Annotated in this window: 23 protein-coding genes, 1 tRNA gene and 1 pseudogene; 18 read left to right on the top strand and 7 right to left on the bottom strand. The window is 64.3% G+C overall.

Annotated elements, in window-relative coordinates; genetic code table 11:
* Positions 1-47 precede the first annotated feature (47 nt).
* The 3 genes from Q0Q36_RS21905 to Q0Q36_RS21895 form a co-directional block, all read right to left on the bottom strand.
* Positions 48-761, bottom strand: coding sequence for a hypothetical protein (locus Q0Q36_RS21905; RefSeq protein ID WP_293801444.1), 714 nt, complete (start codon positions 759-761; stop codon positions 48-50).
* Positions 762-908: 147 nt separating this feature from the next.
* A complete protein-coding gene (locus Q0Q36_RS21900) occupies positions 909-1280 on the bottom strand; it encodes a hypothetical protein (RefSeq protein ID WP_293801442.1) in 372 nt (123 codons plus the stop codon).
* A gap of 114 nt (positions 1281-1394) precedes the next feature.
* A complete protein-coding gene (locus Q0Q36_RS21895) occupies positions 1395-2198 on the bottom strand; it encodes a hypothetical protein (protein WP_293801440.1) in 804 nt (267 codons plus the stop codon).
* Positions 2199-2450: 252 nt separating this feature from the next.
* On the opposite strand from Q0Q36_RS21895, the gene Q0Q36_RS21890 reads away from it, so the two are divergent.
* The 5 genes and pseudogenes from Q0Q36_RS21890 to speB all read left to right on the top strand — a co-directional run bounded on the left by Q0Q36_RS21890 (position 2451) and on the right by speB (position 6941).
* Complete coding sequence (locus tag Q0Q36_RS21890; RefSeq protein WP_367187192.1) at positions 2451-2822, top strand: helix-turn-helix domain-containing protein; 372 nt, start codon at positions 2451-2453, stop codon at positions 2820-2822.
* Between the two features lie 574 nt (positions 2823-3396).
* A complete protein-coding gene (locus tag Q0Q36_RS21885; RefSeq protein WP_293801438.1) occupies positions 3397-4650 on the top strand; it encodes a hypothetical protein in 1254 nt (417 codons plus the stop codon).
* Positions 4651-4829: 179 nt separating this feature from the next.
* Positions 4830-5582 carry an SDR family oxidoreductase gene (locus Q0Q36_RS21880; RefSeq protein ID WP_293801436.1) on the top strand — a complete coding sequence of 251 codons (753 nt, stop codon included), beginning with the start codon at positions 4830-4832 and terminating at the stop codon, positions 5580-5582.
* A 109-nt stretch (positions 5583-5691) separates the two neighbouring features.
* Positions 5692-5970 carry a hypothetical protein gene (locus tag Q0Q36_RS21875; protein WP_293801434.1) on the top strand — a complete coding sequence of 93 codons (279 nt, stop codon included), beginning with the start codon at positions 5692-5694 and terminating at the stop codon, positions 5968-5970.
* 15 nt (positions 5971-5985) lie between these two features.
* Positions 5986-6941 (top strand): annotated as a pseudogene (speB, locus tag Q0Q36_RS21870) (agmatinase).
* Here speB and Q0Q36_RS21865 read toward each other — a convergent pair.
* Entirely contained in the window at positions 6905-7165 is a 261-nt protein-coding gene (locus Q0Q36_RS21865) for a hypothetical protein (protein ID WP_293801432.1), read from the bottom strand. The pseudogene speB and the gene Q0Q36_RS21865 sit on opposite strands and share 37 nt — an antisense overlap.
* 138 nt (positions 7166-7303) lie before the next feature.
* Here Q0Q36_RS21865 and argC point away from each other — a divergent pair, with 138 nt between their 5' ends.
* The 3 genes from argC to Q0Q36_RS21850 all read left to right on the top strand — a co-directional run bounded on the left by argC (position 7304) and on the right by Q0Q36_RS21850 (position 9801).
* Entirely contained in the window at positions 7304-8239 is a 936-nt protein-coding gene (gene argC / locus Q0Q36_RS21860; protein WP_293801430.1) for an N-acetyl-gamma-glutamyl-phosphate reductase, read from the top strand.
* 108 nt (positions 8240-8347) lie between these two features.
* The gene (locus Q0Q36_RS21855; RefSeq protein WP_293801429.1) at positions 8348-9448 is read left to right on the top strand and encodes a helix-turn-helix transcriptional regulator; all 1101 of its coding nucleotides are present in this window, start codon (positions 8348-8350) and stop codon (positions 9446-9448) included.
* 26 nt (positions 9449-9474) lie between these two features.
* Positions 9475-9801, top strand: a complete 327-nt coding sequence (locus Q0Q36_RS21850; protein ID WP_293801427.1) for a hypothetical protein — start codon at positions 9475-9477, stop codon at positions 9799-9801.
* 118 nt (positions 9802-9919) lie between these two features.
* On the opposite strand, the gene Q0Q36_RS21845 is transcribed toward Q0Q36_RS21850, so the two are convergent.
* The gene (locus Q0Q36_RS21845; RefSeq protein ID WP_293801425.1) at positions 9920-10768 is read right to left on the bottom strand and encodes a fumarylacetoacetate hydrolase family protein; all 849 of its coding nucleotides are present in this window, start codon (positions 10766-10768) and stop codon (positions 9920-9922) included.
* A gap of 429 nt (positions 10769-11197) precedes the next feature.
* On the opposite strand from Q0Q36_RS21845, the gene Q0Q36_RS21840 reads away from it, so the two are divergent.
* Together Q0Q36_RS21840 and aac(6') are read left to right on the top strand one after the other, a co-directional pair.
* A complete protein-coding gene (locus tag Q0Q36_RS21840) occupies positions 11198-12517 on the top strand; it encodes an OmpP1/FadL family transporter (RefSeq protein WP_293801423.1) in 1320 nt (439 codons plus the stop codon).
* Between the two features lie 119 nt (positions 12518-12636).
* Complete coding sequence (aac(6'), locus tag Q0Q36_RS21835; protein ID WP_293801421.1) at positions 12637-13104, top strand: aminoglycoside 6'-N-acetyltransferase; 468 nt, start codon at positions 12637-12639, stop codon at positions 13102-13104.
* 33 nt (positions 13105-13137) lie between these two features.
* Here aac(6') and phaC read toward each other — a convergent pair whose 3' ends face one another.
* Positions 13138-14874: a class I poly(R)-hydroxyalkanoic acid synthase gene (phaC, locus tag Q0Q36_RS21830; protein WP_293801446.1), complete on the bottom strand. Its 1737-nt coding sequence runs from the start codon at positions 14872-14874 to the stop codon at positions 13138-13140.
* A 200-nt stretch (positions 14875-15074) separates the two neighbouring features.
* On the opposite strand from phaC, the gene Q0Q36_RS21825 reads away from it, so the two are divergent.
* The 6 genes from Q0Q36_RS21825 to glpX all read left to right on the top strand — a co-directional run bounded on the left by Q0Q36_RS21825 (position 15075) and on the right by glpX (position 20849).
* Positions 15075-15533, top strand: coding sequence for a hypothetical protein (locus Q0Q36_RS21825; protein WP_293801419.1), 459 nt, complete (start codon positions 15075-15077; stop codon positions 15531-15533).
* A gap of 195 nt (positions 15534-15728) precedes the next feature.
* Positions 15729-16949, top strand: a complete 1221-nt coding sequence (locus Q0Q36_RS21820; protein WP_293801417.1) for an LL-diaminopimelate aminotransferase — start codon at positions 15729-15731, stop codon at positions 16947-16949.
* A 104-nt stretch (positions 16950-17053) separates the two neighbouring features.
* A complete protein-coding gene (locus Q0Q36_RS21815) occupies positions 17054-17482 on the top strand; it encodes a hypothetical protein (RefSeq protein ID WP_293801415.1) in 429 nt (142 codons plus the stop codon).
* Between the two features lie 83 nt (positions 17483-17565).
* Positions 17566-18384, top strand: coding sequence for a class I SAM-dependent methyltransferase (locus Q0Q36_RS21810; protein ID WP_293801414.1), 819 nt, complete (start codon positions 17566-17568; stop codon positions 18382-18384).
* 69 nt (positions 18385-18453) lie between these two features.
* Positions 18454-19806 carry a homoserine dehydrogenase gene (locus tag Q0Q36_RS21805; RefSeq protein WP_293801412.1) on the top strand — a complete coding sequence of 451 codons (1353 nt, stop codon included), beginning with the start codon at positions 18454-18456 and terminating at the stop codon, positions 19804-19806.
* A 44-nt stretch (positions 19807-19850) separates the two neighbouring features.
* The gene (glpX, locus tag Q0Q36_RS21800; protein ID WP_199089864.1) at positions 19851-20849 is read left to right on the top strand and encodes a class II fructose-bisphosphatase; all 999 of its coding nucleotides are present in this window, start codon (positions 19851-19853) and stop codon (positions 20847-20849) included.
* Between the two features lie 68 nt (positions 20850-20917).
* Here glpX and Q0Q36_RS21795 read toward each other — a convergent pair whose 3' ends face one another.
* Positions 20918-22573 carry an FAD-binding dehydrogenase gene (locus tag Q0Q36_RS21795; RefSeq protein ID WP_293801408.1) on the bottom strand — a complete coding sequence of 552 codons (1656 nt, stop codon included), beginning with the start codon at positions 22571-22573 and terminating at the stop codon, positions 20918-20920.
* 105 nt (positions 22574-22678) lie between these two features.
* On the opposite strand from Q0Q36_RS21795, the gene recJ reads away from it, so the two are divergent.
* A complete protein-coding gene (recJ, locus tag Q0Q36_RS21790; RefSeq protein ID WP_293801406.1) occupies positions 22679-24481 on the top strand; it encodes a single-stranded-DNA-specific exonuclease RecJ in 1803 nt (600 codons plus the stop codon).
* A gap of 102 nt (positions 24482-24583) precedes the next feature.
* Positions 24584-24658, top strand: a tRNA-Glu gene (locus Q0Q36_RS21785).
* Positions 24659-24696 lie beyond the last annotated feature (38 nt).

The following is a 24696-nucleotide window of genomic DNA, read 5'->3' as shown; positions in this document are numbered from 1 at the left end:
GTCGCCATTGCCGCAGTCAAACTCTGGCTACCCTTTGTCCACGAAGCCTAGTTGCTCGGCAATTCGACCTTGTCCAGCGACTGAAAGACGAACGTGAACTCCGGGTCCGCCATCGAACCTCGAATCGTCACGCTCTGCTCTTGGATACAGTCTGCGCCGCCCCGGACGAAGCTGCCGCTAAAGCGAACCAAGTCGCCGTTCTTAAGGCTTCCCATACGCTGGTAGACTGCCGTGTTCGGGCCGATGAGCGAGTCTGCTACCATGTCTGAAAGCTTATTGTTCCAAGTCGTCGCGAGGATTTTGGACCCGACATCAATTCCGAGCACTCCGAGGCCCTCGCTGTTGGTTGTTAGTCGCGATACGCGTCCAATCCAGTTTGAAACTGCGACGCTGCTCAGGGCGCTGCAAATGGCCTGAGACCTTACGGGCCTCGTCGCGCCTCGTTGAAAGTCATTCTCTGCCGCCCTGAACGCTCGTTGCCCTTCTTCGACTATCTTCAGGAATGCCTCTTGCTGAGCGGGCTTCGCGAGGAGGCGTTCGCGTGCTTGTTGACGCTCTTGCGCGAGCCGTTGCGCCGCATCCCATTGTTTACGGCGCTCCTCATTTGCTGCGGCGGCACGTTGGGACTTAATCAAGGTCCATTGCGCGGAATCCGTCACTCCTTCGGCGGTCGCGCTGGATCGATCAGAGGAGCTTTCGAACCCCTTCTTACGAGCCTCGGAGTCCGGGTCGTTCACGATGAAGATCGTGCCGAGGATCACGGCGGCGACGCTTCCGGCTAATCCGAATTTCGCTCGCCTCCGAAATCGCTTGAAAATGAGGCCTATTAGGCTGACGACGAAGATCGCGCAGCCGGCCAACCACATAAGAGGAGCGAGAATTGTCACGTTAAAGCCCTTTGGGTGCCGTCACTTGCCGGTGTTCGTAGTATTTAAGGCGGTAGTTGCGGCCTTCTTCTTCTTGCGATCATTGTGCGAAGCGAGCCCCGACATGATGCATAGAACAAAGGCAACAACGCCCCATACCTTCAGGTCACTAAATTCTTTTCCGCTATTATAAGCAACAAAACCGGCAAGGCCGAATATCACCCACGAGACCATTGGAAGGCCGAGCACAAAGGCACCGCCAAGGACAAACAGGAATGAGGTTGCGAGACCTATAGACGCTTCTTTGCCGAGAGCTTCGTTCCCGATCATTCCACTACCCGCAACGATAGTGCAGGATTGAAGACCTACGCCGACAGCCAAAAACAAGGCGATGATGAGCACGGCGATTTTCATTTAAAAATGTCTCCCCCGGAGAGTTTTGATCAAATATTGTTGATCGGTGCGAATGGATGCGTATCAGTACGCGGCGCAACGATATCAAAATTCGATTGTATTCGATGCCGTAATTTAATTTGCCGGCCAGATTGATCGCCCGCAGGCCTGAAAGGTTTTCTGTCCGATCCGAAACGTGCGGTCATCAATTTTAATCCAAGAGCCCCTAATTCGGGTGGGCTCTCCTTCTGACGCGCAGCCAGCTTGAAATCGCACATTGTCCCCTTGCATGGAGACACTGACGACCTTGCACGACATCTCGTATCCATCCGTCAGGCGGGCGCCGTTAATTTGGCGCACCTGCAAGCTTGTGGCATCGCCGAGCCGATCATTGATCTGCTGAGCATTCAGACGACAGAGTGACGGGTCGGTTACGTAGGTACCATCTGCAAAAGGCAGACGGGCCTGCTTCGATCCAGAGCTTGGTGCAACGCTGCGAGGACATAGAATCGCGAATTGTGCGATCAACGGCGGCATACCTGAGGCGCAAGATTGATCGGAGTCCGAAGGTAACGGAAATTGAGCCTCTCGCGACTTGCCGCGTTCATCGGTAAATCGCAGGCGTCCGGTGGAACAGTTGGCCGTAGCGGAAACGCTCGCGCCAGCGCTCCCGGAAACCATCTCGGTCATGCACTTGGCAATCAGCGCGGACTTGTCTTTTCCGTCGCCGTTGTCATGTGTTCTCTCGCAATACTCCTTGAGATTATCGCGCGTGACGGTGCCAACCATGGATGCGCGGCTTGTGCCCGCGCCCGATATAGAGACGACAGTCCCATTCCAGCTCTTGCAGGATGCTAGAGGAAATTCCTGAATGGTTTGAGAGTACACTAAATGAGAATGCGAAAGGAAGAATATACTCAGGATAGGCAGTATCTTCATCGAAAATGCACCCGCGTCATTCGGAGTTGTCTCAATGTGTCAGTACGGCATCTAAGGCACAATGCCGCAATTTGGCCATATTGTGCAACGGGCTATCTAGCCAGCCGGGCTGGCGGGCCGAGTAGATGGTGCCGCTAGGCCTAGAATGGCCGCGAAGGGTGTCAGCGAGAGTTCAACGGCACCGATTCTCATGATACTCGAATGTCCCATTTTGTTCTTAAAGATGGTTACATATCGTTCGTATCTTGAGCAATGGCCGCCGCGCATTTTGCGCGAATGGAGACCTTCGCTCGAAACCTGAGACGACTTGCAGACGAGCTAGGTGTTTCCAACGCCGAGATAGCTCGCCGGCTTGGGGTAAGCGAGCGCAGGTACGCTCACTATGCACGCGGCGACCGTGAGCCCGACTTGGCCATGGTGGTTCGAATGGCTGCTTTGTTTCAGACCTCAACTGATGAGTTGTTGGGGGTGGCAGAGCCGCTTCAGCTAAGCGAGCGTGAGAAGCTCCAAGCCAGATTGGCTGCTGCAACGAACTGCCTGAACGATAGGGATTTGGCTCTTTTCGTCGCAATGGCCGAGGCCGCCGCTGCGTTCTCGCGAGCAGGAAAGTCAAGCAGCGATTGACAAAAAATTGACAAACAATATTGACGTCTCTAACTGATTGGAAAGACAATTAAATTAAAGGTACTGGTCCGCGAAGCGCTGATTACACTCTTCAAAAGAGTTTCAAGATCGGAGGGTTGGCAGAAATGCCAGCCCTCTTTTTTATTAGCCGCTGCTCGGTGCCGCCGGGGTCAGGCTGCGGTTTCGGGCTCCGCTTCTGGGATGTCCGACGCTGAAGCGACTTGCACCGTATGGGGCATCTCCTGTGCGATCGGCCAAGCTTCTGCTGGCCGGGTTCGGCCAGAGCGCGTCAATACGGTTGAGGGGGGCGGACAGTATAGGGCGGTGGGATCTTCCGAAGGCGGACAGAGACGCTCGTCGATTTCCATTGGCATTTCGCGGTTGCAAAAAGATGGAGAAGGTCGAAGGCCAAGGGTGAGAAGGTCAGGGTTTGCAGTCAGTTACGGAATGGATTAGAGTTTTTCTGGAATGATCGATCATATGCCGGTGAGGTTGGATTAAGACTTGGATGTGACTGCGCGACATCATTAAAAACAGAGGTTTTTAGTGAATTTTAAGCGGGGGCGTCAGCTGCATGTCGAGCAATCGGATCAGTTACCAAAGGACGGTTAGAGCCGCGTCGGTCTTTTTCTGTTTCGCGATACTGATAGGGATCGCGGCTTTTTCTGTTCCCTGGCTCGTGACCATCCTGTTCTTCGCGTTTTGCTGGGCAGTCGCAGCCGTCGCTGGTCTCGTCGTGTTTGGTGGGGTCATCGGTCTGTCCCGTGACGCGATGGAGCTGCGTGGCCAACCCTATTACGCCCAGCGCCCGCGCGAATGCACTGCCGGTGCTCTGGTTCATCTGCGGCGGAAGCTGCTAGGCTTGCTTCCGGGCTCGCCGGCTCGGTTACGGCTCTGGCCGGGCGAGTGGGTGCAGGTCCGCCCCTTCACGGAAATCGCTGCGACGCTCGATCACGAAGGCCGGCTGGACGGCCTGCCGTTCATGCCCGAAATGATCAGCCATTGCGGAAAACGCTTCCGCGTGTTTCGCCGCGTCGAGAAAATCCACCACTATTACGGCCCCACGGCGCCTCATCTGCGACGTTTGCAGGATGCCGTATTGCTGGACGAATTGCGGTGCGATGGGACGGGACATGGCGGTTGCCAGGCCGGCTGCCAGGTCATCTGGAAAGAAGCCTGGCTTGTCCCCAGCAGCGGCGCCGCGGCGGATTCGCCTGCGCCGGAAGCGGCTGATGCTGATGCGTCGCGGTTGAACGCATACGCAAAGGTCAGATCGGCCGATGGCGAGGAGCGGTACGCTTGCCAAATGACCGAGCTGCCGACGGCAACGGCCCGATTGAGTTGGCGCGATCCACGGCATTACTGGCGCGAGTTGCGTTCGGGCAACGTCCGGCCCGGCCCCTTCATCGTGGCCGTCTCACTCGCGCTGTTCAACACCGTGCAGCGCAAGCTGCGCGGCGCGGAGGCGCCCTACCGGGAGCCGACGGACCGCAAGACCAGCCCCAAGGAAGTGCTCGATCTCCAGCCGGGAGAGATCGTGCGCGTTAAGACGCGACGGCAGATCGAAGAGACGTTGAATCACGTGTCGAAGAACCGGGGGCTCTGGTTCGATCGCGAAATGCACCGGTTCTGCGGCGGCGAGTTTCGCGTCGCGTCGGTTGTCCGAACCATCGTCGACGAAGCCAGCGGAAAAGCACTGACGATGGGCAGTGCTTGCATCGTTCTGGCAGGTGTGTCCGCGACCGGAGAATATCTCGGGCTCTGCCCCCAGAATGAACTCATCTTCTGGCACGAGATTTGGCTTGAGCGCGTGACATCGCGTTTTTAGCCGTCTCCGCGCGCCGAAGCGCCCGGATGGACGGGGTCGCGGATTGTGCGGCCAATAGGGGGCCTAGAGCCTGAAGCGCTGATCGCTGTCGGGACTGCCGGTATGCGGAAGGGCAACTCGCAAGAGCCGCCCTTTTCGTATTGGTTGGCAACTTCGCGCCCCATCGGCTGGAGCCTGCCATGACTCGCCCCGTTCTCCTCGTCACCGGCGGCAGCCGTGGCATCGGCGCCGCGACCTGCATCATGGCGGCCGGGCGCGGCTATGACGTCGCTGTGAACTACCAGAGCAACGCGAAGGCGGCGGCCGGGGTCGTCGCGGCCTGCGAAGCGGCGGGCGCGAAGGCTGTGGCGCTGCAGGGCGACATGGCTGATGCCACCGACATCACCCGCGTCTTCGCCAAGGCGAAGGCGGCGCTGGGTCCGCTGACCCATGTCGTCAACAATGCCGGGATCACCGGCAAGTCGGGTCCGCTCGCCGAGGCAGAGATCGCGGTCATCTGCGAATGCATCGACGTGAATGTCACCGGCGCGATCCTGGTTGCGCGCGAGGCCGCCCGCGCGCTCATCGCCAATGGCGGCGGCGAGGGCAGGGCGATCGTCAACATCTCCTCCGTCGCGGCAGAGCTGGGCTCGCCCGGGGAATATGTCTGGTACGCCGCTTCGAAAGGCGCAGTCGATTCCCTCACCATCGGCCTCGCCAAGGAACTCGCCGGCCACGGCATCCGGGTGAACGCGGTCGCGCCCGGCATCACCGAGACCGAAATCCATGCGCTCTCCACGGGCGAGGCCGGTCGCGTTGCGCGGCTCGCGCCGATGATCCCCATGAAACGCGCCGGAACCGCCGATGAGATCGCCGAGGCCGTGCTGTTCCTGCTCTCCGATGCGTCGCGCTACACCACCGGCATCATCATGAAGGTGGCGGGCGGGCGGTAACTCCCAATTCTCCGACCCCAACCGCGCCGTCATCCCGCGGTCGCCCGGGATGACGCGCGGTCGGCACAAGACATATAGTCGTTCCAGTCGACAGCCTGCTCGGAACCCCATGCGCGTCCTCCTCGTCCTGATCGCCTTCGGCATGATCGCGGTGCCCGCCCTGCTGATGCTGGCGCGCGAGGAGCTGCCGCGCGGGCGGCGCATCGGCCGAGCACTGGTTGTTTTCCTCGCGCCGGCCATCGCGCTCGGCTTCATCCATGGCGTGCCGGAGCTCGACGGGCGCGCGCTCAGCAACCCGAATGCCTGGACGATGCTGCGGCTTGTCCTGACCGCGCTCGCCCTGATTCTCCCCTGGTGCCTCTATGTCTGGTTCACCGCGCGCCGCTGACGACCCGAGACGCTCATGACTGAAGCTTCCGACAAGCCGCCGATCGACCATGCTTTTACCGGCGACAGGCGTGGCGGCGCGGCCGACCCGACCTATGCCGGCGCGCTCTCCTTCATGCGCCGCCGCTACGGCAAGGATGTCGCCGGAGCCGATCTGGCGATCTGGGGCGTGCCCTTCGATCTCTCCGTCACCAATCGGCCGGGCACCCGCTTTGGCCCGCAGGCGATCCGCCGCGCCAGCGCGATCTTCGACGGTGACCCGCAATATCCCTCCGGCATCGACCCCTTCGCGCGGTTGTCGGCCGTCGATTACGGCGATTGCGCCCTGCCGCGCGGCGATCTCCAGGGTTGCGCGCGCGCGATTCAAGCAGAAGCGGCCGGTATCCTCGCCTCGGGGGCTCATCTCGTCACGCTCGGCGGCGACCATTTCATCACCCTGCCGTTGCTGCGAGCCCATTTCGCCCGCCACGGCAAGCTGGCGCTGATCCAGTTCGACGCCCATCAGGACACTTGGGACGACGGCCCCGGCGGCATCGGCCATGGCAGCTTCGTGCTGGAGGCGGTGCGCGAGGGGCTAATCGATGTCGAGCGCTCGCTTCAGATTGGCATCCGCACCGTGGCGCCACGCGATTGCGGCATCGCCTTCATCGACGCCTATGAGGCGCAGGAGCTCGGCGTCGCCGGAACGGCCGGCGCATCCGCGAGCGGGTCGGGGAGGGCGCCGCCTATCTCACCTTCGACATTGACGCGCTCGATCCCGCCTTCGCGCCCGGCACCGGCACGCCCGTCTCGGGCGGATTCAGCACCGATCAGGCGCTGCGCATCGTCTGGGCGATCCGCGATCTCGATATCCGCGGCATGGACGTGGTCGAGGTCTCGCCGCCCTATGACCATGCCGACATCACGGCGATCGCCGCCTCGACGATCGTCCAGCATCACATCCAGGCGCTGGCGCTGAAGAAGGCCGGTTGAATCGATTTGCGAAGGAAGGCTGCGAAACGATTCAGGTAAAACGCGTTTTCCGGCCTGTGCTCGTCATGCTCGGGCTCGACCCGAGCATCTCTTGCCGGAGCGGCGCCCTGGGCTCGCTTTCGAGAGATTCTCGGGTCAAGCTCGAGAATGGCGCCCATTCCAAAGCTTCGATTGACACCCGGTCCAAGCGCGAACATATACGGTGCCATGATGATCAGCTTCATCCGACGTCGCCCTGTCCAGGCCGCTCCGGCGCGCCCGCGATGACGCTCGGCTGACGTCCGAACGCCCGCGACCGCGCCATGGAGCGCGGTTTTTTTTATGCCCTTAGCCAACTCGCCTGCCCAGCCACCGGGGTCCCGATGAGCCAGAACCTGAAAACCATCTTCATCGACGGCGAAGCCGGCACCACCGGTCTCGGCATCCGCGAGCGACTGGCCGCGGTGCCGGAGGTCGCGGTCAAGAGCATCGACCCCGACAAGCGCAAGGACCCCGCCGCCCGCAAGGACATGATGGCGAGCGTCGATCTCGTCGTGCTCTGCCTGCCGGACGATGCGGCGAAGGAATCGGTCGTGCTCGCCGATGAGCTCGGTTCCGATGCACCGAAGATCGTCGATGCCGCGACCGCCCACCGTGTTGCGCCGGGCTGGGTCTACGGCTTCGCCGAGCTGGAACCCGGCCATGCTGCGAAGATCGCCAAGGCCGACCGCGTCGCCAATCCCGGCTGCTACCCGACCGGTGCCATCGCGCTCTTGCGTCCGCTCGTCGATGCCGGGCTGATGGCGCACGACCATCCGGTCACCGTCAACGCCGTCTCCGGCTATTCGGGCGGCGGCAAGTCGATGATCGAGGAGTTCGAGACCGGCGTCGCGCCCGCCTTCGAGCTGTACGGCCTTGGGCTCCGCCACAAACACCTGCCGGAGTTGCAGGCCTATGCCCGGCTGACCCGCCGGCCGATCTTCGTGCCCTCCGTCGGCAATTACCGGCAGGGCATGCTGGTTTCGGTGCCGCTGCATCTCGACACGCTGCCTGGACGGCCGGGCGTCGCCGATCTCCATCACGCGCTGGCCGAGCGCTATGCCGGTTCGACTTATGTCAGCGTCCTCCCGCAGGACGGCAAGAACGGCAAGATCGAGCCGGAAGCGCTGAACGACACCAACAAGCTGGAACTCACGGTGTTCGGGCAGGACGATCTCGGCCAGGCGGTGCTGGTCGCGCGGCTCGACAATCTCGGCAAGGGCGCCTCTGGCGCTGCAGTGCAGAACATCCGCCTTATGCTTGGCCTGCCGGAGGGCTGAGGCCGGCCAGGCGCGTGCGTCCAAAGATGCATCTGCTCCTCTCTATTTAGAGGAGACATTTTCGCGTCGCACGCGCTAGACTGGTTGTCCCTTGGGCGAGGGAAGGACGTGGCGGGCAACGAGTTCGAGAATGCGTTGATCGACGGCATTTACGAGGCCGCGATCGTGCCTGAGAGTTGGCCTGTGGTGCTCCGCGACACGGCACGGATCGCCAATTGCCGGGAAGCGCTGCTCGGGACAGTGCTGCACGACGATGTGCGTCTGCTGGCTTCGTCACAGGAATTCCGCGTCGACTACGAGGAAATCCTGCAGCGCATCCCGTTTGCGGTGAACGAGCGGGCGCAGCGGCTGCTCGCGCGCGGCCGGCACGGCTTCATCACCGATGAGGACGTCTTCAGCGATGATGAGATTGCTCAGGAGCCCGTCTACCAGGAGTTCCTGATCCCTTCCGGATATGGCTCGGGAGTCGCGACTGTGATCTCGGCGCCGACCGGCGACACCACGATCGTCCATTGCGAGCGGAGCTTTGCCGAAGGCATCGTCGACGTGCAGGCCATTGCCGCGCTCGATCGATTGCGGCCGCATTTCGCGCGGGCCGGGCTGCTGGGGCGCCGCTTGGCGATGGAGCGTGCGCGGGCCGCGTCGCAAGCTCTCGAAATGATGGGGCTGCCTGCTGCTGTGCTTGGCCTGCGCGGCCATGTCCTTGATGCCAATGGGCTGTTCCAGGACCTGATGCCGGGCGTTTTTCTGGATCGCGCCGCCCGCCTCACCCTAACCTATGGCCCGGCCCACGACATGCTGGCGACCGTGATAGCCGGCTTCGAGCGCGCGGATTTGCCACAGCTGGTGCGCTCCCTGCCGATCCCGGCTTGGCGCGGCACGAGCCCCATGGTGGTGCATATCGCCCCCGTGCGGGGCCGGGCGCGCGACATCTTCTCCTTCGCCGGCGCCATCATCGTTGCGACGCCGGTCGCCGCGGGGGCCGGGCCCGATGCCGGCCTGATCGCCGGGCTGTTCGATCTCACTCCGGCCGAGGCACGGTTGGCCGCCACCATCGCAGCTGGTCATCCGCCGCGTGATGCGGCCGAGCGTCTCGGCGTGACCGAGGCTACCGCGCGCACCACGCTGAAGCGCATCCTCGCCAAGACCGGCACGCGCCGACAGGCCGACCTGGTCGGCTTGTTGAAAAGCGCAGTGGGGCCGAGCTGAAGCTTCCGGTGCGCGGATGGGGTCATTTGGCTCTTCGCTGGCCGGTAACCCCCCATTTGGGGGATGGCAAATCGCCCGGCCGAAGCCAGATTGGGATTTCCAACAAGGTCTCAGGGCCAGCAGGCGAATATAAGCTTGCACTGCCGAAGCCGGGTCAAGCAGCTTCGGCAGTGCCTTTTCGCGTGGCCTCGTTGCGCCAGCCGTGGGTTGGGATCAGCGCAGCAGGCAAAAAATTGGCCTCCGGTTTTCGGATCACCGATGCTGCTGATGCAGGGAAGGACGCGATCCTTGTGCGCGCCAAGGCGCACGGCGAGAGCCCATGCCACTACAATCGTTCCAAGCTCCTCGGCTGAGCAGCCGACCGATGCGGTGGTTCGCAGGCGAACACGATCTTCCAAACAAGAAAACGCCGGCTGGTCGCCGGCGTTTCGCTTTTTGGGGTCTCGTCGAGGGTCGGCGTTGCCGCAGCGCTCAGCCCTTGTAGGGAACGAAGTTCTGCTTCTGCTCGCCGAGGCCCTCGATGCCGAGGGTGACGACCTCGCCGCCCTTCAGGAAGCGCGGCGGCTTGAAGCCGAGCCCGACGCCGGGAGGCGTGCCGGTGGTGATGACGTCGCCCGGATCGAGCCGCATGAACTGGCTGATATAGTGGACCAGATAGGCCGCGCCGAAGATCATCGTCTTGGTCGAGCCGTTCTGGACGCGCTCGCCGTCGACATCGAGCCACATGCCGAGATTCTGGATGTCCTTGATCTCGTCGGTGGTGACGAGCCAGGGGCCGAGCGGCCCGAAGGTCGGGCAGCCCTTGCCCTTGGCCCACTGGCCGCCGCGCTCCTGCTGGAAGGCGCGCTCGGAGACGTCGTTGCAGACGCAGAAGCCGGCGATCGCCGCCATCGCGTCCTTCTCTTCGATATAGGAACCGCCGTCGCCGATCACGATGGCAAGCTCGACCTCCCAGTCGGTCTTCTGCGAGCCCTTCGGGATGATGACGTCGTCATTCGGCCCGACGATGCAGTTCGGCGCCTTGTTGAACAGGATCGGCTCCTTCGGGATCTCGGCGCCGGTCTCGGCAGCGTGATCGGCGAAGTTCAGGCCCACGGCGATGAAGTTGCGGACATCCGCGACGCAGGCGCCGATGCGCGGGGAGCCGGAGACCAGCGGCAGCGATTCCGGCGAGAGCGCCTTGATCTTGGCGAGAGAGGCCGAGGTCAGCGCCTTGCCACCGAGGTCGGGAATGACGCCGGACAGGTCGCGCAACCCGCCTTTGGCATCAAGGAGGGCCGGCTTTTCCTGACCAGGCGCGCCGTAGCGGAGCAGTTTCAAGGTGTTTCCCCCGTTTCAAACCATCTAATTGGGTGGGGGATTCTGATCGGATGCCGGCCCTAAACACAAGCCCATCGTTGCGCATGGGGTATCCGCGGTCAGCAGGCGGCAGGATTGTTGCGCGAATGCAACTGCGCTTCCCAAAGCGACGCCTGCCCCAGCGGGAGCGGGAGGCGTTGCTGCGGTGCGGAAACGTCCAAAAACCGGCAATAGTTCTTATATAAACGATATCTTTCTGAACAATCTTGCCGGCGCAGGCTCGGAAATCGCCGTTTTTGGGCTGTTTTCGAGGGCGCGGGGGTGAAATGAGGAGGCCGTGTGGCGATTTCGGGGCGCTTGAAGCGGGATTGCGGCGAGAAACGGCTCAGGTCATGCTTCGAATCAAACGGGGTGTCTGGCCTCGAAGAACCTAGAACCGGGATGGATTCGATGAAGGGCCTAGTTCGTACCGCCGCTGCCGCCACAGTTTCGCTCGCCGCTCTCCTTGCGGCTGGAGCGGCTTCGGCGAGCTCTTTCGCGATCCGGAGCGGTCAGGGCGCGGAAGGCCTCGGCATGGCCTATGCCGGCTCGGCTTCTGGCGGCGCCGGCATTGCCGGCATGGCGTGGAACCCCGCGATCATCACCATGTTCCCGGGCCGCACCAGCAACTGGAACTTCACCTATCTCAACGCCAACGCCTCCTACAACCCGAATGCGCCGACGCGTCTGGCGGTGCCCGGCCTCCCGCTGAGCCCGATCCAGAACGGCACCGGCAATATCGGCGGGGACGGCGCCTTCATCCCGGCTTCCGCCTCGGCCTGGCAGCTCACCGACCGTTTGTGGATCGGCATGACCAGCGGCGCGCCCTACGGCCTGCGCTCGAAGCCCGATCAGCAGGTCAACGCCGCCCAAGTCTATGGCCGCTCCGCCAAGCTTGCGACCGTGAACGTCTCTCCGACGGTCGGCTATCAGATCAACGACTGGATCTCGGTGGGCGCGGCCCTGCAGATCCAGTATCTTAACGCCTCGCTGAAGCAGGCTTCCGGGATCGCCCCAACAGCCGCCCCGGTCATTCTCGAAGGTGACACGATCGATTTCGGCTACCGTTTCGGTGTCAACCTGACGCCGTTCCAGGGCACCTCGATCGGCATCGCCTATCGTTCCATGATGCACCAGACGCTGGAAGGCACTTTCCGCACGCCGCTGGCCGTCATTCCGGTCAAGGCCAATCTCAATCTGCCCGATTCGGTGGTGTTCGGCGTCTCGCAGGTCATCAACGATCGGTGGCAGGTCCATGCAGGCGTCGAGTGGACGAACTGGAGCCGTTTCCGCAACATCCCGATCGTCGCGCGCGGCATCGGCGTGCCCGTCACGAGCCTGAATTTCCAATATGACGATGCCTGGTTCTTCTCGGTCGGCGCGGAATACAAGTACAGCAACGCCCTGACGCTGCGCGCTGGCGTCGGCTACGAACTATCGGCGGTCAACGACCGCAACCGCACGATCTTCATCGCGGACAACGACCGGCTGTGGCTCTCGGCGGGCTTGAGCTATCAGGTCACGGACAAGCTGAAGCTCGATCTCGGCTACACCTTCATCGACGTGAAGAAGGCGAACGTGAACTACACGGGAACTCACCCGCAGCAGAGCGCCGTGCTCTACTCGGCCGATGCGAAGCCCTATATCAACATCGCCTCGGTTGGCATCACCTATCGCTGGGACGATCCGACCCAGACCATTCCGGCGCAGCCGGTGGTCCGCAAGTACTGATCCTGGATCGATCGATCCGGAAAAGCCGGCCTTCGGGCCGGCTTTTTTGTTGCCGTCTTCTTGCCGGCTTTCCCGCGATGCTGGGGCGGCGCCGCACAGGCCGGCGCCGGAGATCAAGGATGACAATTGCGATCGAGCGGGGCGGAGAGCGGCATCTCGCCGGGTGGGCGAGCCTGCGCGCGGCACTCTGGCCGGATCAGAATGTGGAGCAGCATCGCGGGGAACTGGCCGAGATGCTGGCTGCCGCGAGCGACCGTGATTTTGCGTGTGTGGCCCTGACGGACGAGGGCGGTTGCGCCGGCTTCGCCGAAGCGGCGCTGCGTACCGACTATGTCAACGGTTGCGAAACCTCGCCGGTCGTCTTCCTTGAAGGCATCTTCGTCGCGCCGGCATATCGGCGCTCCGGCATCGCCCGCAAGCTTTGCCGTGCCATCGAGAATTGGGGTCGTTCACGTGGCTGTTTGGAATTCGGCTCGGATGCGGCCATCGACAACGCAGCGAGTCTCGCACTTCACCACGCGCTTGGCTTCCTAGAAACCGAGCGCGTGGTGTTTCCGGAAGGTACTCGCAAGGCGCGATGCCGATGAGAGTTGATCGGAGATAGCTTCTCGGCCGGGCTTCTACGCCTTCGCCTTCACATAAGTTCCGGGCGCGTCGGCGAGCGCCGTGAGTTTGCCGCCCCCCGGTTCGCGGGCGGCGACCTTCTTCGGCGCCTGGCCCTCCAGCCATGCGAACCAGTGCGGCCACCACGAGCCCGGATGTTCCTCGGCCTTGGCCAACCAGTCGGCATAACGGCCCTTGGCCGTCCCGCCGGTCCAGTACTGGTACTTCACCTTGGCCGGCGGGTTGACGACGCCGGCGATATGGCCGGAGCCAGCGACGACATGCTCGACCGGCCCGCCGAAGCATTGCGAGCCGTTGAAGACTGACTGCGCCGGCGCGATATGGTCCTCGCGCGTCGCGAGATTGTAGATCGGGATCGTCACCTGCCTGAGGTCGAGCGTCTTGCCGCCGATGCGCATCTCGCCCTTGGAGAGCTTGTTGTCGAGATAGCAGTTGCGCAGATAGAACGAGTGGTTCGCCGCCGGCATCCGCGTCGAATCCGCATTCCAGTAGAGCAGGTCGAAAGGCGTCGGCGCCTTGCCCTTCAGGTAGTTGTTGACCGCGTAAGACCAAATCAGGTCGTTCGGCCGGAGCATGTTGAAGGCGCCCGCCATCCGCGCGCCGTCGAGGTAGCCGGTCCGCGCCATCTGCTCCTCGATCGCGCGGATCTGCTCCTCGTCGACGAAGACCGAGAGCTCGCCGGCCTGCGAGAAATCGACCTGCGTGGTGAAGAAGGTCGCGCTCTCGATGCGCTTGTCGCGCACCGCCGCCATATAGGCCAGCGTCACGCCGAGCAGCGTGCCGCCGACGCAGTAGCCGATCGCAGAGACCTTCTTTTCGCCCGTGGCCTCCTCGATCGTGTCGAGCGCCGCGAAGATGCCTTCGCGCATGTAGCTCTCGAAATCCTTGGCGGCGTGGCGCGCGTCCGGGTTGACCCAGGAGATGCAGAACACCGTCAGCCCCTGCTCGACACACCAGCGGATGAAGCTCTTCTCCGGATTGAGGTCGAGAATATAGAACTTGTTGATCCAGGGCGGCACGATCAGCAGCGGCCGCTTCAGCACCTGCGGCGTCGCGGGCGCGTACTGGATCAGCTCGATGATCTCGTTGCGGAAGATCACCTTGCCCGGCGTCGTCGCGATATTGACGCCGACCTCAAAGGAACTCGCGTCGGACTGGCGGATCTTCAGCTCGCCGCCGCCGGCCTCGACGTCCTCGGCATACATCTTCATGCCGCGCACGAGGTTCTCGCCGTTCTGCTGCAGCGTCTCGCGCAGCAATTCGGGATTTGTGGCGACGAAATTGGTGGGCGAGAGGGCGCCCGCGATCTGCTTGATGTAGAAACGGGCCTTCTCGCGCGTATGCGGGTCGAGGTCGTCGGCCTTGTCGACCATGGTCTCGGCCCAGCGCGAGCCGATCAGATAGGCCTGCTTGATGAAGTCGAAGGTCGGGTGGTTGCTCCAGTCCGGATCCTTGAAGCGGCCGTCGCGCTTGTCCGGCTCGGCGACGGGCGCGACCTCCTCGCCGCTGGCGCGCTTCAGCGCCGTGCTCCACAGGTTCATGAAGTCGCCGGTGAGGGAAGCCTGCGCCTCGATGATCTTGGAGGGATCGTTGACCCAGCGTTCGGCGACGCGGCCCAGTGTCTTGACCATGTCGCTGGCCTCGTCGGCCTGGCCGGTCTTGGCCTCGCCGCGCTCCAGCGGCTTCAGATAAGCGGCAGTGACCTTGCCGTATTCCTCGACGAGCCGGCCCATATTCTGCGCGAACTGGTCGAAGTCGGGGACGGCGGTCTCGGCCGTGCCGGTGGTCTCCTTCGCCTTGTCGCTGTTCCGGCTCATGCTGTGGTCCTTCCCCCAGTCGTTATAGGCTAGCGCATCGCGCTCCATTTTGGTCCTATTAAGGACGCAGCCGCTGTGCTTTACCAAGCAAAATCGTCGAACAGCCGGAAGTCCTCATGCCGACCGCTCTCTCCTCGAAAAAGCCGCTTCTCCTGTCGGTGGCGCTCATGGCAGGCGCCATCCTGGCGGGTTGCGCGGGCGAGGGCGGCCTGAAAGGGCCGGCCGAAGCCATCGGCATGGCGACGACGCCGCAGGAATCGAAGGCCTTCGTCAGGGAGACCCGCCCTGCCAATGCCGAATATATCCCTGTGGGTTCGTCGATTCCGGTGGCGCAGCTCTGCCAGGGCCCCACGCCTCCGCCGGCCTATGTGCCGAGCGGGCAGGCCGCTCGCTTCGCCACGCCCAAGCCGATCTACGATACCAAGGAGCCCTGCAAGCCGCGGTCGGACTTCAAGTCGATCGAAGGGCGGCTGGATGGGCTGCAAAAGACCAATCAGGCGGCAGGTGAGACGGCCAAGGCGCTTGGCGCATCGACCACTGCGCCGAAGCCGGCGAATATTCCGCCGACGAACTGACGCTCGAAATCAGAGACGTTGCTGGCTGACAGCCCTCTGCCATTGGCGTCGCCCGCTATCTGCGAGCCGTCTATCGCAATATATTGCGTTTTTGTCTCTGTCCTGACGAAAGATGCGATGCTAAGCAGCCTCCACGCAAGGATGTGATCCGCGCCACACCATGACACCGCCGCAGGCGGCCGAGGACCGTTCGAGATGACCGACTTCCACCGTATCAAGCGCCTGCCGCCCTACGTTTTCGAACAGGTCAACAAGATCAAGGCTGCCGAGCGCGCCAAGGGCGTCGACATCATCGATCTTGGCATGGGCAATCCCGACCTGCCGGCGCCGAAGCACGTCATCGAGAAGCTGGTCGAGACCGCCGGCAAGCCGCGCACGGACCGTTATTCGGCCTCAAAGGGCATCGTCGGCCTGCGCCGCGCCCAGGCGAACTATTACGAGCGCCGCTTCGGCGTGAAGCTGAATCCCGATACGCAGGTCGTCGCGACGCTGGGCTCCAAGGAAGGCTTCGCCAACATGGCGCAGGCCATCACCGGGCCGGGCGATGTCGTGCTGGTGCCGAATCCGAGCTATCCGATCCATGCCTTCGGCTTCCTGATGGCGGGCGGCGTGATTCGCTCCGTCCCGGCCGAGCCGACGCCAGCGATGTTCCCGGCGCTGGAGCGGGCGATGATGCATTCGGTGCCGAAGCCGATCGCGCTCGTCACCTGCTACCCGGCCAATCCGACGGCCTATGTCGCCTCGCTCGACTTCTATCGGGACCTCGTCGCCTTCGCGAAAAAGCATGAACTGATCCTGCTTTCCGACCTTGCCTATGCCGAGGTCTATTTCGACGAGAACAACCCGCCGCCATCGATGCTGCAGGTGCCGGGCGCGATCGATGTCGCCGTCGAGTTCACCTCGATGTCGAAGACCTTCTCGATGGCCGGCTGGCGCATGGGCTTCGCCGTCGGCAACGAGCGCCTGCTCGCGGCGCTGGCACGGGTGAAGTCCTATCTCGACTACGGTGCCTATACGCCGATCCAGGTCGCGGCGGCGGCGGCGCTGAACGGCCCGGACGACTGCATCCGCGAGATGCGCGATATCTACCGCAAGCGCCGCGATGCGCTGGTCGAGAGCTTCGGCAAGGCCGGCTGGGAATTCCCGGCGCCGGAGGCCTCGATGTTCGCCTGGGTCGCGATCCCCGAGAAGTTCCGCCATCTCGGCTCGCTCGAATTCTCGAAGCTGCTGATCGAGAAGGCGGAGGTCGCGGTCGCGCCCGGCATCGGCTTCGGCGAGCACGGTGACGACTATGTCCGCATCGCCATCGTCGAGAACGAGCAGCGCATCCGCCAGGCCGCGCGCAATATCAGCCGCTTCCTCAAAGGCGCCGACACGACGCTGCACAACGTCATCCAGATGCCGAAGGCGGGGTAGGTATCTCGGCTGCGGCATCGCAGGCCACTGGACCGCGCCTGCAAAACATGGGAACCGATGCGATGCGGACGGATCGCTCCGCATCGCGCCCGGGGCTCATTTCCATGTCACAAGGCCGCCTGCTCGGCGTCGCTTTCGCCGTCTTCGCGCTGGTCTGCCTCGTTGCGACCTACGATTATTCCAAGGGCCGTATCCCGCAGACGCGTTCGGCCCTGGTTTCGGACGTGCTCGAGGTCACCAACGGTCGCGAATGCGCGCGCGACGCGACCGATATCGTCACCCGTTACATTCCGGTCGGGACCAACCGCGCCGATGCCGAGCGCGTTCTCTCGGAAGTGACGATCGACCCGCCGAAGCCCTGGTTCTGGACGCCCGCGGTCGAGAACAGCACGGTTTCCGAAGGTACGACTATCGAAGCGCTCCACACCATCAAGGCGACGGCCTTCGGCACCAACCTGTTGCGCATCTATCTCGGTTTCGAGGACGGCAAGGTGAAGCGCGTCGCTGCCGAGGTCGTCTGCCATTTCGGCTGAAGCTCCACCAGCCCGAACAAGGCCGTTTCGTGAGGTCGGTCGCTGAGCTATCCTGAAGGAGGGCTGCAACGACAGGTGCTGCCATGGAAGCGACGGACAAGGTCTTCGCCGGCCCCGTTCCGCAGATCTACGACCGGCTGCTCGTACCGCTGATCTTTCAACCTTATGCCGAGGACCTGGCGGTCCGTGTCATGGCGGAACGCCCGGCGCGCATTCTCGAGATCGCGGCAGGGACAGGCGCGCTGACACACGAAATGGCGGCACGCCTCGATGGGGCGAGCATCGTCGCGACCGATCTCAATCCAGCGATGCTCGACATCGCTGCTGCGCGCTTCCCGGGTGACGACAGGCTCGTCTTCCGGCAGGCGGATGCGCTCGATCTGCCTTTCGCGGACGAGAGCTTCGACATCGTCGCCTGCCAGTTCGGGGCGATGTTCTTTCCGGACAAGGCGATGGGCTATGCCGAGGCGCGCCGCGTCCTGAAGCCGGGCGGGCGCTACCTGTTCAATGTCTGGGACACGGTCGAGACCAACGAATTCACCGCGGTGATGCTCGATGCGCTGGCCGAGCTCTTCCCCGCCGATCCGCCGCGCTTCCTCGCGCGTACACCGCATGGCTATCACGACGCCGGCACGATCGAGCTCGACATCATGGCCGGCGGTTTTCCCCGGCCGGAGATTGAGCGGGTCGAGAAACACTCCCGCGCCGATTCCGCTGATGATGTCGCGATCGGCCTCTGCCAGGGCACGCCGATGCGTGGCGAGATCGAGGCGCGCGGCTCACCGGGGCTGGAAGCCGCGACGGAAGCCGTGGCGAAGGCGCTGGTGCACCGGTTCGGCTCCGGCCCGATCGACGGGGCTCTTTCGGCCTTCGTGATTTCCGCCCGGAAAGCCGAGGCTTGAGGCGATTTCGGGGGCGCCCAGTTGTGGCTCTCCGTTGACACTGACCGCGCCTCATGCGACCCCGCGCCAATGACCAGCGCGATCCTTTCGACCCCATCCCAGCCTTTGCGCATCGGCATTGCCGGCCTCGGTACGGTGGGCGCGTCCACGCTGCGCATCCTGCGCCGGCAGGAGAACGCGCTGGCGGCCCGCTGTGGCCGTTCGATCCGGGTCACCGCGGTCTCGGCGCGGGATCGCAATCGCGATCGCGGCATCGATCTCGGCGGGCTCGCCTGGTTCGATGACCCGGTCGCGCTGGCGGCGTCGGGCGAGATCGATTGCTTCGTCGAATTGATCGGCGGCTCCGATGGTCCCGCCAAGGCTGCCGTCGAGGCTGCCCTGTCGGCGGGCAAGCATGTCGTCACCGCCAACAAGGCTTTGCTCGCCGCCCATGGCGTCGCGCTCGCTGACCTTGCCGAGAGCAAGGGCGTCGCACTCGCCTTCGAATCCTCCTCGGCTGGCGGCATCCCCGTGGTGAAGACGCTGCGCGAGGCGCTGGCCGGCAACAATGTCAGCCGCATCTCCGGCATCCTTAACGGCACCTGCAACTACATCCTCTCGCGCATGGAGAGTGAGGGGCTGACCTTCGAGGCCTGCCTCAAGGACGCGCAACGTCTCGGCTATGCCGAAGCGGACCCGACCTTCGATGTCGAGGGCTTCGACACCGCCCATAAGCTCGCGATCCTGACGAGCCTCGCCTTCGGTACGAAGATCGACGCCGAAGCGATTCATGTCGAAGGCATTTCGGCGATCACGCCGCTCGACCTGAAGATGGCCGACGACCTCGGCTATCGCATCAAACTGCTCGGCGTCGCCGAGCGCACCAAGACCGGCATCGAGCAGCGCGTGCACCCGACCATGGTGCCGAAATCCTCCCCGATTGCGCAGGTGATGGGCGTGCTCAACGCCGTCGCGATCGATGCCGACGCGGTCCGCGAGATCACCCTGGTCGGCCCCGGCGCCGGCGGCGATCCGACGGCCTCCGCCGTCGTCGCCGATATCGCCGATGTCGCGCGGGGCACTGCGGGCCTGCCTTTCGGCTTGCCGGTCGCCCGCCTGGAAGAGGCGAAGCGTGCGCCGATGCAGCGCCATGAGGGCGGCTACTATGTCCGCCTCGCTGTTGCCGACCGTCCGGGCGCTGCGGCCGCCATCGCGACCCGCATGGCCGAAGCCGACATCTCCCTGGAGAGCATCGTCCAGCGCCGCTCGCCCGAGGCCGTGACGCGCGATCCCGGCGGCCGTTCGGGCGCGCCGGTCCCGGTCGTGCTCATCACCTATGCCACCAGCGAGACGGCGATCCGCGCGGCGCTCGAAAAGGTCACCGCCGACGGCCATGTCGCGGAACCGCCACAAGTTATCCGGATTGAACGCGAACAGGTCTGACAAGACCTCCTTCCATCTCCCGATTTCAAAGGGGACTACATTTCATGTCCGTCGATCTTCGCATCTCCCCCGACCAGATCATCGAGCGCTATCTCTCGATGGAGCTCGTGCGCGTCACTGAGCGTGCCGCCGTCGCCGCGGCCCGCCTGCGTGGCCACGGCAACGAGAAGGCGGCCGACCAGGCCGCGGTCGACGCGATGCGCCGTGAACTGAACCGCCTGCCGATCGATGGCGAAATCGTCATCGGCGAAGGCGAGCGTGACGAGGCGCCGATGCTCTTCATCGGCGAGAAGGTCGGCAACAAGCAGGGCCCGAAGGTGCATATCGCGGTCGATCCGCTGGAAGGCACGACGCTCTGCGCCAAGGATATGCCCGGCTCGATCGCCGTGATGGCGATGGCCGGTGCCGGCAGCCTGCTCTACGCTCCCGACGTCTACATGGACAAGATCGCTTGCGGCCCGGGCTACGCCAAGGGCGTGATCGATCTCGACGCTTCGCCGGCTGACAACATCAACGCGTTGGCCAAGGCCAAAGGCGTCAAGCCGAACGAGATCTCGACGCTGATCATGGACCGCCCGCGCCATGCCAAGCTGATCGAGGAAGTCCGCAAGACCGGCTGCTCGATCCGCCTGATCACCGATGGCGATGTTGCCGGCGTGATCTTCTGCACCCAGCCCGAGAAGACCGGCATCGACCTCTATCTCGGCATCGGCGGCGCCCCGGAAGGCGTGCTCGCTGCGGCGGCACTCCGCTGCGTCGGCGGCCAGATGCAGGGCCGCCTCATCCTCGACACCGAGGAGAAGCGCGTGCGCGCGGCCGGCATGGGCGTCAAGGACCCCAACAAGAAATACGACATGTCGGAAATGGCCTCGGGCGACGTCATCGTCTGCGCCACCGGCGTCACCGATGGCGGCATGCTCTCGGGCGTGCGTTTCGGCAAGGATTTCATCGAGACCGAGACGCTGGTCTACCGCTCGATCACCGGCACGGTCCGCCGTATCTATGGCGAGCACCGCGAGTTCTCGAAGTTCCAGCTCGACTGAGCTGAATCGAGGCTAAAAGCCGTCATTCTCGGGTCAAGCCCGAGCATGACGGCACTCCGACCATTAGCCTATCCGACAGCGGCTGCCGCCGCTCGCCCGGTAGCACGGCCCGAGAAGATGCAGCCGCCGAGGAAGGTGCCTTCAAGCGCCCGGTAGCCATGCACGCCGCCGCCGCCGAAGCCTGCGGCTTCGCCTGCCGCATAGAGCCCCGGCACCGGCATACCTCCATCGTCCAGCACCCTCGACGACAAGTCGGTCATCAGCCCGCCCAATGATTTCCGGGTCAGGATATTGAGCCGGACCGCGATCAATGGCCCATGCTCTGGATCGAGGATGCGGTGCGGTTTCGCGGTGCGGATCAGCCTGTCGCCGAGATAGTTGCGGGCGCCGCGCAAGGCCGTGACCTGCAGATCCTTGCCGAAGGGATTGGCCAACGTCCGGTCGCGCGCCTCGATCTCTCCGCGCAGATGCGCCTCGTCGATCAGGTGTTCGCCCGCCAGCACATTCATGCGGGCGACGAGGCGGCTGAAATCGCTCTCGACGATGAAATCCGCGCTCTTGTCCATGAAGGCCTGTACTGGCCCCGGTACGCCGCCGCCAGCGCGACCCAACACCTGTTTCCAGCTCTTCCCCGTCAGGTCCGGGTTCTGTTCGGAGCCCGAGAGCGCGAATTCCTTGGCGATGATGCTGCGGTTCAGCACGAACCAGGAATAGTCGTAGCCGGTCTTCATGATGTGCTCGAGCGTGCCGAGCGTATCGAAGCCGGGGAAGAGCGGCACCGGCAGGCGGTTGCCGCGCGCATCGAACCAGAGCGAGGACGGGCCGGGCAGGATGCGGATGCCGTGTCTAGGCCAGATCGACGCCCAGTTGGCGATGCCTTCGACATAGTGCCACATGCGGTCGCCGTTGATCAGGCGCCCGCCCGCCGTCTGCACCACGCCGAGCATGGCGCCGTCGACATGATCCGGCACGCCCGAGAGCAGGCGGGCAGGGGGCTTCCCCAACCGCGCCGGCCAGTTTGCCCGGACGAGATCGTGATTGCCGCCGATGCCGCCTGAGGTGACGATCACGGCCTGCGCCTTCAGGCTGAACGAGCCTGTGATATCGCGCCCGCTCTTCTCGCCGCGTCCGACGCTGCTCGGCTCCAGCACCTCGCCCTCGATGCCGTCGATCGCTCCGCCGCTCCTGCTGATCCCGGTTACGCGATGCCGGAAGCGCAAGGACAGCAGCCCTTTCGCCTCTGCCTCATTTGCCCGGCGCAGGAACGGTTCCAGCACGCCCGGTCCCGTGCCCCAGGTCACATGGAAGCGCGGCACCGAATTGCCATGGCCGGTGGCGAGATAGCCGCCGCGCTCGGCCCAGCCGACGACCGGGAACCAGCGCATGCCCATCGCATGCAGCCAGCTTCGCTTCTCGCCCGCCGCGAAATCGAGATAGGCCTCGGCCCAGCGCCGCGGCCACTCATCTTCCGGCCGGTCGAAACCCGCCGAGCCGAACCAGTCATCCGCCGCCAGCGCGCGCGAATCCCGGATACGCAAACGCCGCTGCTCGGGCGTGTCGATCATGAACAGCCCGCCCAGCGACCAGAAGGCCTGCCCGCCCAGCGATTGCTCCGGCTCCTGCTCGACCAGGATCACCTTGCGGCCGGCATCGGCGATCTCGCAGGCGGCGACCAGCCCAGAAAGCCCCGCGCCGACGATGACGATATCGCAATCCCTCTCCATGGCCTGCCTTTTCCACTGTTTGCGGCGAGTATGGCGAACGCTTGCAGTCCGGCAAGTTCGACACAGGTTGACCTCGCCCGCCGCTTGCGCGACGCCGGATGCATCATGAGTCTGATGCCACCCCGTGCTTTCCTCGGCGTGACCCGTTCGGCGCTCGGCCGCCCCTGGCGCGACCGGCTCGATATCGCCGGACTCGGCCGGGCCGAGGCGCTGAGCCAGCAGCAGGGCCTGCCCGACATTCTCGCCCGCCTGCTTGCCGCGCGCGGCGTCGAGCCTGCTGAGGCGGCCCGCTTCCTTGAGCCGAAGCTGCGCGACGTCCTGCCGGACCCGAGCGTTCTCACCGACATGGAAGCCGCCGCCGCCCGGCTGGCGCAGGCCGGCATCAAAGGCGAGCGCGTGGCGATCTTCGGCGACTACGATGTCGACGGCGCCTGTTCCTCCGCTCTGCTCGCCGGTTTCCTGACCCAGGCCGGTGCTCGCCCGCGTATCCATATCCCCGACCGATTGATCGAAGGCTACGGCCCCAATAGCGAGGCGATCCGCATGCTGGCGGCCGAGGGCGCGACCCTGCTCGTTACGGTCGACTGCGGCACCACCAGCGAGGAGCCTTTGGCGGAGGCGCGCCGGCTCGGCCTCGATGTCGTCGTCCTCGACCACCATCAGGCACCGGAGCGGCTGCCGGCGGTCGAGGCGCTGGTCAATCCGAACCGGCAGGACGATCTCTCCGGCCTCGGCCATCTCTGCGCCGCTGGCGTCGTTTTCCTCGCGCTGGTCGCGACCAGCCGGACCTTGCGCCGGCAGGGGCATTGGGCGGCCCGCGGCGGCGAGCCTGACCTGCTGGCGGCGCTCGATCTCGTCGCGCTGGCGACGGTCGCCGATGTCGTGCCCTTGCAAGGCCTCAACCGCGCCTTCGTGCGGCAGGGGCTCGCGATGATGCGCAGCCGCACGCGACCGGGCCTCGCCGCTCTGATGGACGTCTCCGGCCTCGACGGACCGATCCAGCCCTGGCATCTCGGCTTCCTGCTCGGCCCGCGCATTAATGCCGGCGGCCGCATCGGCGATGCCGCGCTCGGCGCGCGCCTGCTCCTGACCGATGACGAAGTCGAGGCCCGCACCATCGCGACCGAGCTCAACCGCCTCAACCAGGAGCGCCAGGAGATCGAGCGGCAAGCGGTGCTGGAAGCGGTCTCGCAGGCCGAGCATGAACTCGCCGGCATGGCCGAAATGCCGGTCCTGCTCGCCGGCAGCGCCGACTGGCATCCGGGCATCGTCGGCCTTGTTGCGGCGCGATTGAAGGAGCGCTTCCGCCGCCCGGCCTTTGCGCTGGCGCTGAACGGGGAGGGCGGTGCGACCGGCTCCGGCCGGTCGGTGGCAGGCGTCGATCTCGGCCGCGCCGTGCGTGCCGCCGTCGAGGCCGGGCACGCGGTCAAGGGCGGTGGACATGCCATGGCGGCGGGCGTGACGCTGGCAGCGAACCAGGCCAGCGGTTTCCACGCCTTCCTCAACGATTACCTCTCGCGCGAGGTCGCCGCTGTCGATGAGGCCGAGGCCCTTCTGATCGATGCCGCGCTGAGCGCCGGTGGCGCCAGCCCTCGGCTTCTCGCCGAGATCGACAAGGCGGGCCCCTTCGGCTCGGGCAGTCCCGAGCCCGTCTTCGTTTTTCCGTCCCATCGCCTGACCGATGCCGTCGAGATCGGCTCCGGCGGCCATGTCCGCATCAAGCTGCGCGCGGGCGACGGGGCCAGCATCGGCGGCATCGCCTTTCGGGCGGCGCAGGAGCCTCTTGGCCAAGCCCTGTTCGCCGCGCGCGGCGAACAGGTGCACCTGGCCGCGACGCTCTCGCTCAATCGCTGGGGCGGCCGGGAAACGGCGGAATTGCGCATCCTCGACGTCGCTCGAGCGGTCTAAGGCGCTGCCGGCTATTTTCTTGTGAACAGGTGCTTGCGGAGCGGCAGGCCTGCCACTATACCTCGCCCCGCTTCGGCACGAACCCCAGCGGTTCGCGGCAAAGCGGTCTTCGTCTATCGGTTAGGACACCAGCCTTTCACGCTGGGAAGACGGGTTCGATTCCCGTAGACCGCGCCAAGCCATTGATTTTACTCAATAATTTCTCATTTTTAGGA

This window comes from uncultured Allobosea sp., from assembly GCF_945957345.1.
Lineage (GTDB): Bacteria > Pseudomonadota > Alphaproteobacteria > Rhizobiales > Beijerinckiaceae > Allobosea.
Note: the sequence above shows the minus strand (reverse complement) of the source record. Positions and strands in the feature narration are given on the sequence as shown.

Excerpts from the sequence above, each read along its gene's own strand:
- Q0Q36_RS21900 (WP_293801442.1), bottom strand. The coding sequence starts at position 1,280 with ATGAAAATCGCCGTGCTCATCATCGCCTTGTTTTTGGCTGTCGGCGTA.
- Q0Q36_RS21895 (WP_293801440.1), bottom strand. The coding sequence starts at position 2,198 with ATGAAGATACTGCCTATCCTGAGTATATTCTTCCTTTCGCATTCTCAT.
- Q0Q36_RS21890 (WP_367187192.1), top strand. The coding sequence starts at position 2,451 with ATGGCCGCCGCGCATTTTGCGCGAATGGAGACCTTCGCTCGAAACCTG.
- Q0Q36_RS21885 (WP_293801438.1), top strand. The coding sequence starts at position 3,397 with ATGTCGAGCAATCGGATCAGTTACCAAAGGACGGTTAGAGCCGCGTCG.
- Q0Q36_RS21880 (WP_293801436.1), top strand. The coding sequence starts at position 4,830 with ATGACTCGCCCCGTTCTCCTCGTCACCGGCGGCAGCCGTGGCATCGGC.
- Q0Q36_RS21875 (WP_293801434.1), top strand. The coding sequence starts at position 5,692 with ATGCGCGTCCTCCTCGTCCTGATCGCCTTCGGCATGATCGCGGTGCCC.
- Q0Q36_RS21865 (WP_293801432.1), bottom strand. The coding sequence starts at position 7,165 with ATGAAGCTGATCATCATGGCACCGTATATGTTCGCGCTTGGACCGGGT.
- argC (WP_293801430.1), top strand. The coding sequence starts at position 7,304 with ATGAGCCAGAACCTGAAAACCATCTTCATCGACGGCGAAGCCGGCACC.
- Q0Q36_RS21840 (WP_293801423.1), top strand. The coding sequence starts at position 11,198 with ATGAAGGGCCTAGTTCGTACCGCCGCTGCCGCCACAGTTTCGCTCGCC.
- phaC (WP_293801446.1), bottom strand. The coding sequence starts at position 14,874 with ATGGGCCGGCTCGTCGAGGAATACGGCAAGGTCACTGCCGCTTATCTG.
- Q0Q36_RS21825 (WP_293801419.1), top strand. The coding sequence starts at position 15,075 with ATGCCGACCGCTCTCTCCTCGAAAAAGCCGCTTCTCCTGTCGGTGGCG.
- Q0Q36_RS21820 (WP_293801417.1), top strand. The coding sequence starts at position 15,729 with ATGACCGACTTCCACCGTATCAAGCGCCTGCCGCCCTACGTTTTCGAA.
- Q0Q36_RS21815 (WP_293801415.1), top strand. The coding sequence starts at position 17,054 with ATGTCACAAGGCCGCCTGCTCGGCGTCGCTTTCGCCGTCTTCGCGCTG.
- Q0Q36_RS21810 (WP_293801414.1), top strand. The coding sequence starts at position 17,566 with ATGGAAGCGACGGACAAGGTCTTCGCCGGCCCCGTTCCGCAGATCTAC.
- Q0Q36_RS21805 (WP_293801412.1), top strand. The coding sequence starts at position 18,454 with ATGACCAGCGCGATCCTTTCGACCCCATCCCAGCCTTTGCGCATCGGC.
- glpX (WP_199089864.1), top strand. The coding sequence starts at position 19,851 with ATGTCCGTCGATCTTCGCATCTCCCCCGACCAGATCATCGAGCGCTAT.
- Q0Q36_RS21795 (WP_293801408.1), bottom strand. The coding sequence starts at position 22,573 with ATGGAGAGGGATTGCGATATCGTCATCGTCGGCGCGGGGCTTTCTGGG.
- recJ (WP_293801406.1), top strand. The coding sequence starts at position 22,679 with ATGAGTCTGATGCCACCCCGTGCTTTCCTCGGCGTGACCCGTTCGGCG.